This window comes from Paenibacillus chartarius (genome assembly GCF_042432825.1).
Taxonomy (GTDB): Bacteria; Bacillota; Bacilli; order Paenibacillales; family NBRC-103111; genus Gordoniibacillus; species Gordoniibacillus chartarius.
On sequence record NZ_JBHLWN010000071.1, the window covers coordinates 103,527 to 116,867 of the forward strand.

Annotated in this window: 13 protein-coding genes; 12 read left to right on the forward strand and 1 reads right to left on the reverse strand. The window is 56.9% G+C overall.

The genetic code is table 11. The features are described 5' to 3' along the window. Window positions 1–6 precede the first annotated feature (6 nt). From rplS to ACFFK0_RS17970, 7 genes are all read left to right on the forward strand, one after another. The gene (gene rplS, locus ACFFK0_RS17940; RefSeq protein WP_377471674.1) at window positions 7–351 is read left to right on the forward strand and encodes a 50S ribosomal protein L19; all 345 of its coding nucleotides are present in this window, start codon (window positions 7–9) and stop codon (window positions 349–351) included. Window positions 352–428: 77 nt separating this feature from the next. Then, on the forward strand, window positions 429–1,040 hold the full coding sequence (gene lepB / locus ACFFK0_RS17945) for a signal peptidase I (RefSeq protein WP_377471675.1): 612 nt from the start codon (window positions 429–431) through the stop codon (window positions 1,038–1,040). Between the two features lie 38 nt (window positions 1,041–1,078). Beyond that, window positions 1,079–1,972: a ribosome biogenesis GTPase YlqF gene (gene ylqF, locus ACFFK0_RS17950; RefSeq protein ID WP_377471676.1), complete on the forward strand. Its 894-nt coding sequence runs from the start codon at window positions 1,079–1,081 to the stop codon at window positions 1,970–1,972. A 292-nt stretch (window positions 1,973–2,264) separates the two neighbouring features. Continuing rightward, complete coding sequence (gene rnhB, locus ACFFK0_RS17955; protein ID WP_377471677.1) at window positions 2,265–2,876, forward strand: ribonuclease HII; 612 nt, start codon at window positions 2,265–2,267, stop codon at window positions 2,874–2,876. 105 nt (window positions 2,877–2,981) lie between these two features. Continuing rightward, window positions 2,982–4,796 carry a TP0910 N-terminal domain-containing protein gene (locus tag ACFFK0_RS17960; protein WP_377471678.1) on the forward strand — a complete coding sequence of 605 codons (1,815 nt, stop codon included), beginning with the start codon at window positions 2,982–2,984 and terminating at the stop codon, window positions 4,794–4,796. Next, a complete protein-coding gene (locus ACFFK0_RS17965; protein ID WP_377471679.1) occupies window positions 4,793–5,110 on the forward strand; it encodes an EscU/YscU/HrcU family type III secretion system export apparatus switch protein in 318 nt (105 codons plus the stop codon). Before ACFFK0_RS17960 ends, ACFFK0_RS17965 begins: the two co-directional genes overlap by 4 nt. Continuing rightward, window positions 5,107–5,502: a YraN family protein gene (locus tag ACFFK0_RS17970; RefSeq protein ID WP_377471680.1), complete on the forward strand. Its 396-nt coding sequence runs from the start codon at window positions 5,107–5,109 to the stop codon at window positions 5,500–5,502. The genes ACFFK0_RS17965 and ACFFK0_RS17970 overlap by 4 nt, the downstream gene beginning before the upstream one ends. A gap of 116 nt (window positions 5,503–5,618) precedes the next feature. On the opposite strand, the gene ACFFK0_RS17975 is transcribed toward ACFFK0_RS17970, so the two are convergent. Then, window positions 5,619–7,187, reverse strand: coding sequence for a YifB family Mg chelatase-like AAA ATPase (locus tag ACFFK0_RS17975; protein WP_377471682.1), 1,569 nt, complete (start codon window positions 7,185–7,187; stop codon window positions 5,619–5,621). Between the two features lie 183 nt (window positions 7,188–7,370). Between ACFFK0_RS17975 and ACFFK0_RS17980 the strand changes: the two genes are divergently transcribed. From ACFFK0_RS17980 to topA, 5 genes are all read left to right on the forward strand, one after another. After that, window positions 7,371–7,637 carry a hypothetical protein gene (locus ACFFK0_RS17980; protein WP_377471683.1) on the forward strand — a complete coding sequence of 89 codons (267 nt, stop codon included), beginning with the start codon at window positions 7,371–7,373 and terminating at the stop codon, window positions 7,635–7,637. Between the two features lie 186 nt (window positions 7,638–7,823). Then, the gene (sucC, locus tag ACFFK0_RS17985) at window positions 7,824–8,984 is read left to right on the forward strand and encodes an ADP-forming succinate--CoA ligase subunit beta (protein ID WP_377471684.1); all 1,161 of its coding nucleotides are present in this window, start codon (window positions 7,824–7,826) and stop codon (window positions 8,982–8,984) included. Between the two features lie 49 nt (window positions 8,985–9,033). Continuing rightward, the gene (sucD, locus tag ACFFK0_RS17990; protein WP_377471685.1) at window positions 9,034–9,966 is read left to right on the forward strand and encodes a succinate--CoA ligase subunit alpha; all 933 of its coding nucleotides are present in this window, start codon (window positions 9,034–9,036) and stop codon (window positions 9,964–9,966) included. A 113-nt stretch (window positions 9,967–10,079) separates the two neighbouring features. Continuing rightward, complete coding sequence (dprA, locus tag ACFFK0_RS17995; RefSeq protein ID WP_377471686.1) at window positions 10,080–11,174, forward strand: DNA-processing protein DprA; 1,095 nt, start codon at window positions 10,080–10,082, stop codon at window positions 11,172–11,174. 52 nt (window positions 11,175–11,226) lie between these two features. Beyond that, entirely contained in the window at window positions 11,227–13,335 is a 2,109-nt protein-coding gene (topA, locus tag ACFFK0_RS18000; protein WP_377471688.1) for a type I DNA topoisomerase, read from the forward strand. Window positions 13,336–13,341 lie beyond the last annotated feature (6 nt).

Sequence of the window (13,341 nt, forward strand, 5' to 3'; positions counted from 1 at the left end):
TCATCAATGAACAATCTGATTCATGAGATCACGAAGGAGCAGCTTCGCGGCGACATTCCGAGCTTCCGCCCGGGCGATACGCTGAAGGTGCACGTAAAGGTCGTCGAGGGTAACCGCGAGCGGATCCAGCTGTTCGAAGGCGTTGTTATTAAGCGCCACGGCGGCGGCATCAGCGAAACGTTCACCGTTCGTAAGATCTCTTACGGCGTAGGCGTAGAGCGTACGTTCCCGCTGCACTCCCCGAAGATCGAGAAGATTGAAGTGGCTCGCCGGGGTAAAGTTCGTCGCGCGAAGCTCTACTATCTGCGCGCGCTTCGCGGCAAGGCAGCAAGAATTCAGGAAATCCGATAAGCAAAAACGGGGGGCTTGTGCGAGCAAGCTCCTTTTCGTTTGCGTAGAGATACATATGAACGAAAGAAGGGACCATGATGGAGCAAGAACAAACGCTGGGCGCCGGACAGGATAACAACGAAACGAAGAAGCCGGTCTCCTTGAAAAACGAGGCGTGGGAATGGGTCAAAGCACTGCTGATCGCCGGGGTGCTCGTGTTTGTCATTCGCATGTTTTTATTCGCTCCTTTCATCGTGGACGGGCCTTCCATGGAGCCGAACTTCCGGACGTCGGAGCGGCTGATCGTCAACAAAATTTTGTACCAATTCCGTCAGCCTGAGCGCGGCGAAGTCATCGTACTGCATGCACCGGAAGGGAAGGATTATATTAAGCGGGTCATCGGCCTGCCGGGTGAAACTGTCAGAGTGGAAGGCGACAAAGTATATGTGAACGGCAGCATCATTGACGAGCCGTGGATCGCCGAAGCGGTGAATCAAGCGAAACAAAGCGGGGGACTTTACAATACATCAAGAGGATTCCCGGAAACGAAAGTGCCGGATAGCTCGGTGTTCGTCCTGGGCGATAACCGCAGCGTCAGCAAAGACAGCCGTTATGAAGATCCGGGCTTCATTCCGCTGAACAAAATCGTCGGCAGGGCGGACGTGTTATTTTGGCCGATCGGTGAAATAGGGTTCGTTAAACATTACTAAGATGGCGCAGGCCGTATGACGGAGAGGGGGAGTAAGCGATGGCGACGATACAATGGTTTCCCGGTCATATGACGAAGGCGAGACGGCAAATCGAGGACAAGCTGAAGCTGATCGATATCGTCATCGAGCTGCTCGACGCCCGCATTCCGCTGTCCAGCCGCAATCCGATGATCGGCGAAATTACGAAGGGTAAGCCGCGGCTGGTGCTTCTGAACAAAGCGGATTTGGCGGATCCGGCCCGGACTGCGGAATGGGTCTCGTATTTCGCCCGTGTGGAGGGCTTGGATGCTCTGCCGCTTGACGCGGTGTCCGGCAACCAGGTGAAAGAAATCGTGCCTCGTGCAAAGAAGCTGTGGGCGCACAAAATCGAAGCGATGCTGCGCAAAGGCGTCACGCCGCGTGCCGTACGGGCGCTCATTGTCGGTATTCCGAACGTCGGCAAATCGACGCTGACGAATACGCTGGCCGGGCGGAAAATAGCGGCGACGGGCGATCGCCCGGGCGTCACGAAAGGCCAGCAGTGGATCAAAGTCGGCAGCGGCGAGATGGATTTGCTGGACACGCCGGGAATATTGTGGCCGAAGTTTGAGGATCAGCAGGTCGGATTGCGCCTTGCGGCAACGGGAGCGATTAAGGAAGACATTTTATCGCTGGATGAGATTGCATTCTTTACGGTGCGGTACCTGTGCGAGGAATACCCGGACGCCTTGAAGGAGCGCTACGACCTGGAAAGGCTGCCGGACGATTTGACGGAAGCGAGCGAGGTCGTCGATGTGATGGAGGCGATCGGACGTAAGCGCGGAGCGGTCATGAGCGGCGGGCGGATCGATTTGGATAAAACGTCACTGCTCATATTGCGGGATTTGCGAGCTGGTAAAATGGGGCGGATCACGCTGGAGCGGCCGCCTGCGGAGACAGCGGAAGCGGAATAAGGGAAAGAGCTGCAGGGGGAAGCCTCTGCGGTTTTTTTGTTTCGGGGGATGTTGGAAGGGGGGGGAGGCGGAGTCGGGACTCGCATAGAAGTTATCCAAATCGCAGGCTTGTTCATACGTCTACTGCTTTTACCGCTAAGCCTAGAAGTACCGGAACGGCGGTCCCTTGTATTCGCGAATAACCGTTTCCCTTCGAAGCCCGTTCAGTGGTACCTGGCTGCTAAAATTTGGGATGGCTCGACCCTCCTGTCGTCCTATATAATGGGTGGATGGGAAAGGAGCTGGGCATAGTATGCTTCAAAATGAACAGCAAATTTGGGAGCAAGGGTATGCGGCGATAGCGGGGGTGGACGAAGTCGGACGGGGCTGCTTGTTCGGCGACGTCGTTGCGGCTGCCGTCATTTTACCGAAGGGCGCGGTCTTCGAGGACGTTAACGATTCCAAGAAGCTGACGGCGAAGACGCGCGAGCGGCTGTATGAGGTCATCATGGCTAACGCGGTTGCGGTAGGAATCGGGATTGTTGACGTGCCGACGATCGAGCGCATCAATATTAAACAGGCGGCCAGACTGGCGATGAAAATAGCGGTGGAGAAGCTGCAAGCGGAGCCGGACTATTTGCTGGTCGATGCGGAGAAGGTCGATGTGGAGCTGCCTCAGCTTGCGATTATTGAGGGCGATGCGCTCAGCCAGTCGATTGCGGCGGCTTCGATCGTCGCCAAGGTGACACGGGACCGGATGTGCCTCGAGTGGGATTTGCAATATCCGGAATATGGGATTGCGGTACATAAAGGGTATGCGACGAAGCAGCATAGGCAAAGCATTTTGGAATACGGTCCGACCCCGCTGCACCGCAGCACGTTTCTGCGCAAGCTGCTCAGCGGGCAGCAGGAGATGACGTTCTGAGCGGTGGAGAATCGTGCTGCCGATAGGAATGGCATGTACGTAAAGATTGACGGGTTAACTGCCGATATACATAGGTACTACGGTTGCTGAAATGAGGAACGGAACATGAACATAGCCGGTCTGGTGCGAAGTATGCTGGGCGACATGCAAGCCGCCGATGCGAAGACGCTTGAGCTCAAAATCGGTCAAATTGTAAAAGGCGTTATACTGCAAATGCTGTCCGAGCAGGATGCGTTAGTGAATATAAACGGCGTGCAGGTCAGGGCGAGGCTGGAGGCGCCTCTGAAGCAGGGCGATATGACGCTGCTGCAAGTGCAGCCCGAGTCCGCTTCGGGCCAGACGGTTCTCAAGCCTCTGCAGAGTGCGGGCGCGCAGCTGACCGATGCCTCGTTTCCCGGACTGCTCAAGGAGCTTGGGCAGCCGGATACGGCGGCGAACCGGCAGCTTGTGCTGACGATGCTGAAGGAAGGCGTGCCGCTTACGAAGGAGACGGTGGCCGAATTTGCGCAAGCGGCGAAGACGAAGCCGGCGAAGGTGAACGCCGAGGAGTGGTCGCAGACGGCCGCGTTCGCCCTAAAGCGCGGATTGCCTCTGACGGGAGAGACGCTGGGCGCTTTGCGGCAGGCGCTGAACGGCGCGCCGTTGTACGAGCTCGTGCAGCGCCTCGCTTCGGAGACGGAGGCGCAGCTGAGCGAGCTGCCGCCGTCGGTGCGGCAGCAGGCGGGGCAGCTTGCCGCGCTTGTGCGGCAAGCGCTGGGAGGAGCCGCCGCCGGGCTTGGCGGCGGCGATGGGGCAGCGCCGGCGCAGCCAGCGCTGCCGGAGGCGGCCGGCGCCGCAGCCGGCGCGGCGGGGGGCGGCGCGGACGCGCAGCCGCCCGGGGCCCGCGCGGGCGCTGGCGCCGCGCAGGAGGCGGCGGGCCAACGTGCGGCCGCCGCGACCCCGGGGCCAGCGGCCGGCACGCCGCCGCAGGCCCCGCAGGGCGCCGCTGCCGCGCAGCCGGCGCCAACACCCGCGGCTGCGGCCGCGCCGGCGGCTGCGGGGGAGGCCCCCCCGCCGCTCACGCGCGCTGCTGCGCAGCCGCAGACCGCGCCGCAGGCGCCCCCGGCCCAGCCGGGCGCCGGCGGCGGCAGCGACGCCCCGGCGGCGGCGTCGCCTGCCCCGACGGCCGATCACTGGATCGGCCGCCTGTTCAAGGCGCTCGGCATCGAGCACGAGCGCGGACTGGCCCGGCTCCCTGCGACCGCGCCGGAGAAGGACTCGCTGCTCCGCAAGCTCGTCCCCGGCCTGGAGCCTGGCCTAACCGCCGCATCCGGCGACGGCGAAGCTTTGCCGGGCACCTCGGCTGCGTCGTCCGACACGGTCAAGAGCTTGCTGCTGCAGCTCGTCCGTTCGGACGAAGTTCCTGCCGCCCTGAAGGAAACGATGCAGCAAACGCTGCAGCACATCACCGGCCAGCAGCTGCTGTTAACGCCGGACCGTCAGACGCCGTTCGCTCATGTCACCATGTTCGTTCCGTTCCGGGACGAGAACGGAGAGCAGACCGCATCCGTTCATATCGAATCCAGGCGCGGCAGCCGCGGCCAGCTGGATGCCGATAACTGCCGGCTGCTGTTTGACTTGTCCATGAAGCAGATGGGCAATACGCTGCTGGACGTGCGCGTCGTGGACCGGGCCGTTTCGCTGAACGTGCGAAACGATCATCCGATCGTGCCCAAGCTGCTGGATGGGGCGCGAGAGGAAGTCGCCGCGGCGCTTCATCGCACCGGCTATCAGCTGCTGTTGCTCCAATTCGGTCCGTATCCGACGCCTGCCGATTTCAAGCAGGAGCACTCCTCGGGCCAAACGGCCGATTCCGGCCGTGCGCAGCTGAAATCGCTGTATCAAACGAAACCGTACAAAGGGGTGGACTTCCGCGTATGACCGAACGTGGACCAAATGAGGATATGTCTCCCGCCCCGCAGCTTAAGAAAGCCGTTGCACTTAAATATTCGCCGGGAACGGCGGCGGCGCCGGTCGTAACGGCCAAAGGACGCGGCTATGTGGCGGACGCGATACTGAACAAAGCGCGCGAGCACGGCGTGCCGGTGCAGGAGGACGCATCGCTTGTGGAGGTGCTGTCGAAGCTGGACATCGATCAGGAAATTCCGCCGGAGCTGTACCAGCTCGTCGCCGAGCTGCTCAGCTTCATATACCGCTCCGACCGAAAGCTGAAGGAGCTGAGATCGTCCCCATGACCGGTAAGCCGTCCGCCTACGCCCGCCGTCAGCAAACCGGCAAGACGGGAGAAGAGGCCGCTGCCCGCTTGCTGCTCGGCAAAGGCTACAAAATCGTTGCACGTAATTGGCGCTGCCGAAAGGGCGAACTGGACATTATCGCCGAGGATCGCGAAACGCTCGTATTCATTGAGGTGCGCACCCGCCGCGCGACCGGGACGTTCGGGACGGCCAAAGAGTCGGTGAACATCCGCAAGCAAATGCAGGTCAGAGAGACGGCGCAATTTTATTTGTACGTAACGAAGCAATTCGATCGCAATCTTCGTTTTGACGTCGTCGCCGTCGAGCTTCCCGTCGGAGGGGACATACAGAGCGGAGCCGTGACTCTGGAGCATATCGAAAACGCGTTTTGACGAATGCCGCTAAGAATCGTATATTCGAATCCTCGTAGCAGGAAACAATTGCCTTGACTCGAGAAACGGACAGAGGATGAACAAACTGTCTGCGTTTCAGGTCCGGCTGCAAGTAGTTAATAACATGCTTGTTTCCGATCCAAGCTGCGGTATTGCAAAGCTTCGGCCACATGAGGGAGCTCGATCTGTTCGCTGCCTTCCAGGTCGGCAATCGTGCGGGCGATCTTCAGCACCCTGTCGTGAGCACGGGCGCTTAATCCGTAGGCCTCGAACGACTTCTTCAGCAATCCTTCGCTATCCGGATCGAGACGGCAGTGAATTCGCAGCAAAGCCCCGCTCAGCTCGGCGTTGTACAGCAATCCGGTGCCCGCATATCGCTGCAGCTGCCGCAGTCTTGCCGACTGTACGCCGGCATTCATTTCCGCTGAGCTTAATCTCGGGCCGTTCTCGCCATGAAACCATCGATATTCCGGCTTCGGCACATCGACATGCAGGTCGATCCGATCGAGCAAAGGTCCGGATACTCGCGCCCGATATTGCTGTACCTTTATCGCCGAACAGCTGCATCCGGGCTCACCCGTGCTGCCGTAATATCCGCAAGGACACGGATTCATCGAAGCCGCCAGCAGAAACTGCGCGGGATACGTGTACACGGCGCGAGCCCGGCCGATCGTAATGAACCGGTCCTCGAGCGGCTGCCGCAGCCCTTCCAGCACAGCTCTTGCAAACTCCGGCAGCTCGTCCAGAAACAATACGCCGCGATGTGCGAGAGACGCTTCGCCGGGCTTCGGTACGCCTCCGCCGCCAACGAGTCCCGCCGGCGAAATGGAGTGATGGGGCGCCCGGAACGGCCGTTCGCGGATAAGGCCGGTACCGGAGCCGAGCTTTCCGGACACGCTGTAGAGCTTCGTCACTTCCAGCGCTTCCTCCTCGCCCAGCTCCGGCATAATCGTCGGCAGCCTGCGCGCCAGCATCGTCTTGCCGGTGCCCGGCGGCCCGATGAGCAGCACGTTGTGCATGCCGGCCGCAGCGATCATCAGCGCCCGCTTCGCCGCCAGCTGTCCGGAAACATCGGCGTAATCCTCGCCGAATCCGACCCCGGGATCCCGGTTCCTGCATGAAACCCGCTCATCATCGCGCTCCATACCCGCACTGCCGTATCCTGCCGCAAACAGCTGCGCCTCATCTTCCAAAGCCAGCTCCCGCAGATGTCTTAGCCCGTACACCCGGATGCCTTCTATGACCCTGGCTTCATCCACATTGTCAGCCGGCAGCGCCACGGCGGGAATACCGCTCAGCCGGGCCTTATGCACCATCGACAGTACGCCCGGCACCGGCCTGATCGTTCCGTCCAGCGCCAGCTCGCCGAGAAGCAGGCAGTGTTCCTGCCATCGCCCGCGAATTTGCCCGCTCGTCATCAATATTCCGGCTGCTATGGCCAAATCGAAGGCCGAGCCCTCCTTGCGCAAATCAGCTGGTGCCAAGTTGACCGTAATCCGTTCCATCGGGAACGTAAATCCGCTGTTGCGCACCGCAGCCCGCACCCGTTCGGCGGATTCCCTGACGGCCGTATCGGGCAATCCGACGAGCGCGATGTGCGGCAGTCCGCTGGCAATATCGACTTCGACTTGAATCAGCTTGCCTTCGATGCCGTGGAGGCAAGCGCTGATCATTTTCCCGTACATAACAAAAAACACCTCTCTCCATATGATCGGCTTCCAAGCGTAAGGCCGTTCATCGGGGAAAGGTGCTTCCTTATCCGTCCAATGCGTTTGACACCACTATAGCCGATATTTTTCGGATTTTCAACACGGAACATACATGTTTTCCCTTCAGATGTACCATACTGGAAGATGAGGTGATCTTCCATGCAAAACCAACCGTATTTTTGCCCGAATTGTCGCTCCAATCGCGTAAAGTTCAGCGTCATTAGCTCCTATTCGCAAAAATTTCTCAAGGACGCGATTACCGGCGAAATCAGCGCCGTCGAAGAGCCGGTTCTTGTCGAATCCGGAGAGGCAAACATTCAGTGCCAGGTGTGCAGCTTCATGGGCAACGAGCTTCGCTTCATCAAGCAGGCGGAACGCGAGCCCCGCGCCGCCGCCGCAACGAATCCGGCATATTCGCCATACTGACAGCCTCGGCTATCGCCTTGGCTGTTTTCTTTGCTTGCCTCCATCATTCGACGCCTTTTATCACATTGAAAGAATATTTTTATGGTAAACATTAACGCATACGAAATAAAAGCGTGATACAATGGTTAAGGCTTGCCTGAGAGAGCGATACTATCCACGACCATACCGATAGGAGGAATTTGGTAAATGAATATCCATGAGTACCAGGGCAAAGAAGTGCTGAGACAGTACGGGGTTAGCGTCCCGGAGGGCAAAGTTGCCTTTACTGTAGACGAAGCCGTACAAGCTGCCAAAGATTTGGGCACTTCGGTTGTCGTAGTGAAAGCGCAAATCCACGCAGGCGGCCGCGGTAAAGCCGGCGGCGTTAAGGTGGCCAAAAATCTCGACGAGGTTCGTACATACGCCGAACAAATTCTCGGCAAAGTGCTGGTCACTCACCAGACAGGCCCGGAAGGCAAAGAAGTGAAACGCCTGCTCATCGAGCAAGGCTGCGATATTAAGAAGGAGTATTATGTAGGCGTCGTCGTTGACCGCGCTACGGGCTCCGTCGTTATGATGGCTTCCGAAGAAGGCGGCACGGAGATCGAAGAAGTTGCTGCACATACGCCTGAGAAAATTTTCAAAGAAGTGATCGATCCGGCAGTCGGTCTGCTGCAATTCCAGGCACGCCGTCTGGCGAATGCGATCAACATTCCGAAAGAGCTGGTGGGCAAAGCGGCTCAGTTCATGCTCGCTCTGTACAAAGCGTTCGTCGAAAAGGACTGCTCGATCGCCGAAATCAACCCGCTTGTCGTAACCGGCGACGGCAATGTTATGGCGCTGGACGCGAAGCTGAATTTCGACTCGAACGCTCTGTTCCGTCATCCGGAAATTCTGGAGCTGCGCGACCTGGACGAAGAAGACGAGAAAGAAATTCAAGCGTCGAAATTCGACCTGAGCTACATCGCGCTCGACGGCAACATCGGCTGCATGGTTAACGGTGCGGGTCTCGCGATGGCGACTATGGACATCATCAACTATTACGGCGGGCAGCCGGCTAACTTCCTTGACGTAGGCGGCGGCGCAACGACAGAGAAAGTAACGGAAGCGTTCAAGATCATTCTTTCCGACGAGAACGTTAAAGGCATTTTCGTAAATATTTTCGGCGGCATTATGCGTTGTGACGTCATCGCGACCGGTGTCATCGAAGCTGCGAAGCAGCTTGGCCTGGACAAGCCGCTCGTCGTTCGTCTGGAAGGCACGAACGTTGAGCTCGGCAAGAAGATGCTGAATGAATCGGGCCTGAACATCGTAGCTGCCGACTCCATGGCGGACGGTGCTCAGAAGATTGTTGCGCTTGTGAAATAAGATCATCCGGAAGCAGGACTATCTAACAATCAAGGGGTGTAACGAATCCATGAGTATTTTGATCGATAAGAATACAAAGGTCATTACGCAAGGCATTACCGGCAAAACCGGTTTGTTCCACACAAAGGGCGGTTTGGACTACGGCACTCAGATGGTTGCAGGCGTAACGCCGGGCAAGGGCGGCCAAAACGTTGAGATTACGCTCGAGAACGGCGAAGTGAAGCAGGTGCCGATCTATAACAGCGTGATTGAAGCGAAGGAAGCAACCGGAGCTACGGCTTCCGTCATTTACGTTGCTCCTCCGTTCGCGGCAGATTCCATTATGGAAGCCGTAGACGCCGAGCTGGATCTCGTAATTTGTATTACAGAAGGTATTCCGGTTCTGGATATGGTGAAAGTGAAGCGCTACATGGAAGGCAAGAAGACCCGTCTGATCGGTCCGAACTGCCCGGGTGTCATTACGCCTGACGAGTGCAAAATCGGCATTATGCCGGGTTATATCCATACGAAGGGGCATGTCGGCGTCGTTTCGCGTTCCGGTACGCTTACTTACGAGGCTGTTCATCAGCTGACAACCCGCGGCATCGGACAATCGTCCGCTGTCGGTATCGGCGGCGACCCGGTTAAAGGCTCCGAGTTCATCGATATCCTGAAGCTGTTTAACGAAGATCCGGATACGTATGCCGTCATCATGATCGGCGAAATCGGCGGTACGGCGGAAGAAGAAGCGGCGGAGTGGATCGCTGCGAACATGAAGAAGCCGGTAGTCGGCTTCATCGGCGGTAAGACTGCGCCTCCAGGAAAGCGCATGGGCCATGCCGGTGCGATTATTTCCGGCGGCAAAGGTACAGCGTCCGAAAAGGTCGCTACTTTGGAGCGCTGCGGAATCCGCGTTGCGCCAACACCTTCCGAAATGGGCTCTACGCTCGTTGCTGTGCTTGAAGAAAAAGGCCTGCTTGACAAATGCATTACCCGCAAGTAATGTAGTCGTATAAGAACATATTGGCCGGACGAATAGGTAAGCAACCTTTCGCCCCCCGTTATTCGGGGTGTGGAAGGTTGCTTTTTTATTTGCCGCCGGAGGAGGAATACATAGTGGACGCAAGAGACGTACTGTTTGGACTGCATGAGCTCAGCGGGATCGGATGGATGACGATGCTGAAGCTAATTCGGGAGGTAGAGCCGCTGACGAGAGTGCTGGATATGAATGAACGCGAATTGATTTCACTCGGCTTAAGACGGGATCAGGCGCAAACGATTGTACAGACACTACATGAAACGTTTGTCGAAACCAAACGTAATATGTATAATCAACGCGGTATCGAGATACTAACTATTGTCGACGAACATTATCCGGATCTTTTGAAGCAAACGATGCAGCCTCCGTGGGTGCTGTATGGAATCGGTCAATGGGCGAAGCTGTCGATGCCATCCATCGCTATCGTTGGAACGCGGACACCAACCGTCTACGGAAAGAAAGTCACTTTGCAGCTAAGCTCAGCGCTTGCGGCAGCAGGTCTTAGCATCGTCAGCGGGATGGCCCGGGGGATCGACGGCTGCGCCCACGAGGGCGCATTGTCGGCCGGAGGAAGCACGGTTGCCGTGCTCGGCTGTCCGCTCGACCGCATTTATCCCCCTGAGCATACCGGGCTGTTTCATGAGATCGCTCGGCGCGGTCTCGTCATTTCGGAATATCCGCTTGGGACGGCGATGAAGAAGGGCATGTTTCCGATGCGCAACCGGATCATTGCAGGAATCGGACTGGGAACCGTCGTCGTCGAGGCGGCGCAGAAAAGCGGCTCCCTGCTTACAGCCATGCAGGCGATGGACGAAAGCCGCGATGTTTTCGCCGTTCCCGGACCGATCACGTCGCCCAAAAGCGCCGGAGTAAATCAATTATTGAAGGACGGCACCGCCAAAATCGTATTGTCTTACGAAGATATAATAGAAGAGTATCGGCGCGTTCTTATAAGCGGCGTTTCCGCCCATCCGCAGCCTGCGAAACCGTCCTTTATGTTAACCGAAGATGAGCGGCAAGTGTATGACTACATGTCGCTGGATCCGGTAACGGTGGATGAGCTGGTAGGCCTAACCCAATTTACGTTTGGACATTTGCATTCAGTTCTGCTATCCTTAATCACGAAAAAGCTGATTCAACCAGTACATGGATCTGCATATATTACAACTTGAAACTTTTTCTATTTCCTGCACTTTCTACAACTATAGAGGGAGGGGACGGTCTATGGCGGATTGTTTGGTGATCGTAGAATCGCCGGCCAAGGCGAAGACGATCGGCAAATATTTAGGCAGCAAATTTATCGTCAAAGCCTCCATGGGACACATTCGAGACCTACCCAAGAGTCAAATGGGCGTCGAGATCGAAAACGGATTTGAGCCGAAATACATTACCATTCGGGGCAAAGGTTCCGTATTGAAGGAATTGAAGGATGCCCGCAAGAAAGTTAAAAAAGTATATCTCGCAGCCGACCCTGACCGTGAAGGGGAAGCGATTGCATGGCACCTGGCGCACTATTTGGAGCTGTCACAGGAAGAAGATTGCCGTGTCGTATTTAACGAGATTACGAAGCAGGCCGTGAAGGACGCTTTCAAATCGCCTCGTAAAATCAATCAAGATCTCGTCAATGCACAGCAGGCCCGGCGAATTTTAGACCGGTTAGTCGGATACAAGATTAGCCCATTATTATGGAAGAAAGTGAAAAAGGGCCTGTCTGCAGGACGCGTTCAATCCGTTGCGGTCAAGCTGATCATGGATCGCGAGAATGAAATCAAGGCATTCATTCCCGAAGAATATTGGTCGATTACGGCGGGTCTGGCGATTAATGGCGCGAACTTCGAGGCGAAGTTCCACGCGTGGAACGAAATCAAGGAGCTTCACTCCGAGGCTGAGGTGAAGGAAGTGCTCGCGGCCATAGGTTCGCAGCCGTTCCTCGTCTCGGAAGTGAAGGAGAAGGAGCGCCAGCGTAACCCCGCTGCACCGTTCATTACTTCGACGCTGCAGCAGGAAGCCGCACGCAAGCTCAATTTCCGGGCGGCCAAGACGATGTCCGTCGCTCAACAGCTGTACGAAGGCATCGATCTCGGTAAAGAAGGTACGGTCGGTCTCATTACGTATATGCGTACGGACTCGACCCGGATTTCGCCGGTTGCCCAAGAAGAAGCGAAAGCGTATATCGTAGGCAAGTACGGCTCGGATTACGTTCCGGAAACGCCGCGGAATTACACAAAGAAGAACGCGAATGCGCAGGATGCGCACGAAGGCATACGTCCAAGCTCCGTTGAACGTGATCCGGAGTCGATCAAGGAATATTTAAGCCGCGATCAGTATCGTTTGTATAAGCTGATTTGGGAGCGCTTTGTTGCGAGCCAAATGTCTTCCGCCGTGCTGGATACGATGACAGTCGATCTGAAAGCCGGAGAAGTCACATTCCGGGCGGCAGGCTCCAAGCTGAAATTTCCGGGCTTCATGAAAGTGTATGTAGAAGGCAACGACGACGGAACGACGGAAGAGGACAAGCTGCTGCCGCCGCTTCGCATTGGTGACGAGACGAAAACGAACGTAATCGATCCGAAGCAGCACTTCACGCAGCCGCCGCCTCGATATACCGAAGCCAGACTGGTTAGGGCGCTGGAAGAGATGGGCATCGGACGCCCGAGCACATATGCTCCGACGCTGGAAACGATTCAGAAACGCGGTTATGTAGCGATCGAGGAAAAGAAGTTCGTGCCTACGGAGCTTGGCGAGCTCGTTATCCAGCAGATGGAGCAGTTCTTCCCGGAAATATTGGACGTCGAGTTTACGGCCCAGATGGAAGGCGAGCTCGACCATGTCGAAGAGGGGAAAGAAGATTGGGTACGCGTGCTCGATCAATTTTATTCCTCCTTCGAGAAGCGTCTTGAGGTTGCTGAGGAAGAAATGAAAGAAATCGAAATCCAGGATGAGATTTCGGATATTGCATGTGAAAAGTGCGGGCAGCATATGGTGTACAAGATGGGCAGGTTCGGCAAGTTTCTGGCCTGCTCCGGGTTCCCGGACTGTCGCAATACGAAACCGATCGTCAAGGATATCGGCGTTACTTGCACAAAATGCAAGGAAGGGCACATCGTAGAACGGCGCAGCAAGAAGGGGCGCGTTTTCTTCGGCTGCGACCGGTATCCGGAGTGCGATTTCGTATCGTGGGATAAGCCGGTTGAAGCGCCTTGTCCGGATTGCGGCGCTATGCTGGTCGAGAAGCGGACGAAGTCCGGCGGTACAGTGCAGTGCACGGCCTGCGACTTTAAAGACGAATTGAAGGAAGAAGCGGCGGACGATTACGCCGCGATTGAAGATTAGGAGTTG

Coding starts and splice junctions, on each gene's coding strand:
- rnhB (WP_377471677.1), top strand. CDS start 2,265: ATGCTTCAAAATGAACAGCAAATTTGGGAGCAAGGGTATGCGGCGATA.
- ylqF (WP_377471676.1), top strand. CDS start 1,079: ATGGCGACGATACAATGGTTTCCCGGTCATATGACGAAGGCGAGACGG.
- lepB (WP_377471675.1), top strand. CDS start 429: ATGGAGCAAGAACAAACGCTGGGCGCCGGACAGGATAACAACGAAACG.
- sucC (WP_377471684.1), top strand. CDS start 7,824: ATGAATATCCATGAGTACCAGGGCAAAGAAGTGCTGAGACAGTACGGG.
- sucD (WP_377471685.1), top strand. CDS start 9,034: ATGAGTATTTTGATCGATAAGAATACAAAGGTCATTACGCAAGGCATT.
- ACFFK0_RS17980 (WP_377471683.1), top strand. CDS start 7,371: ATGCAAAACCAACCGTATTTTTGCCCGAATTGTCGCTCCAATCGCGTA.
- rplS (WP_377471674.1), top strand. CDS start 7: ATGAACAATCTGATTCATGAGATCACGAAGGAGCAGCTTCGCGGCGAC.
- ACFFK0_RS17965 (WP_377471679.1), top strand. CDS start 4,793: ATGACCGAACGTGGACCAAATGAGGATATGTCTCCCGCCCCGCAGCTT.
- ACFFK0_RS17970 (WP_377471680.1), top strand. CDS start 5,107: ATGACCGGTAAGCCGTCCGCCTACGCCCGCCGTCAGCAAACCGGCAAG.
- topA (WP_377471688.1), top strand. CDS start 11,227: ATGGCGGATTGTTTGGTGATCGTAGAATCGCCGGCCAAGGCGAAGACG.
- ACFFK0_RS17960 (WP_377471678.1), top strand. CDS start 2,982: ATGAACATAGCCGGTCTGGTGCGAAGTATGCTGGGCGACATGCAAGCC.
- ACFFK0_RS17975 (WP_377471682.1), bottom strand. CDS start 7,187: ATGTACGGGAAAATGATCAGCGCTTGCCTCCACGGCATCGAAGGCAAG.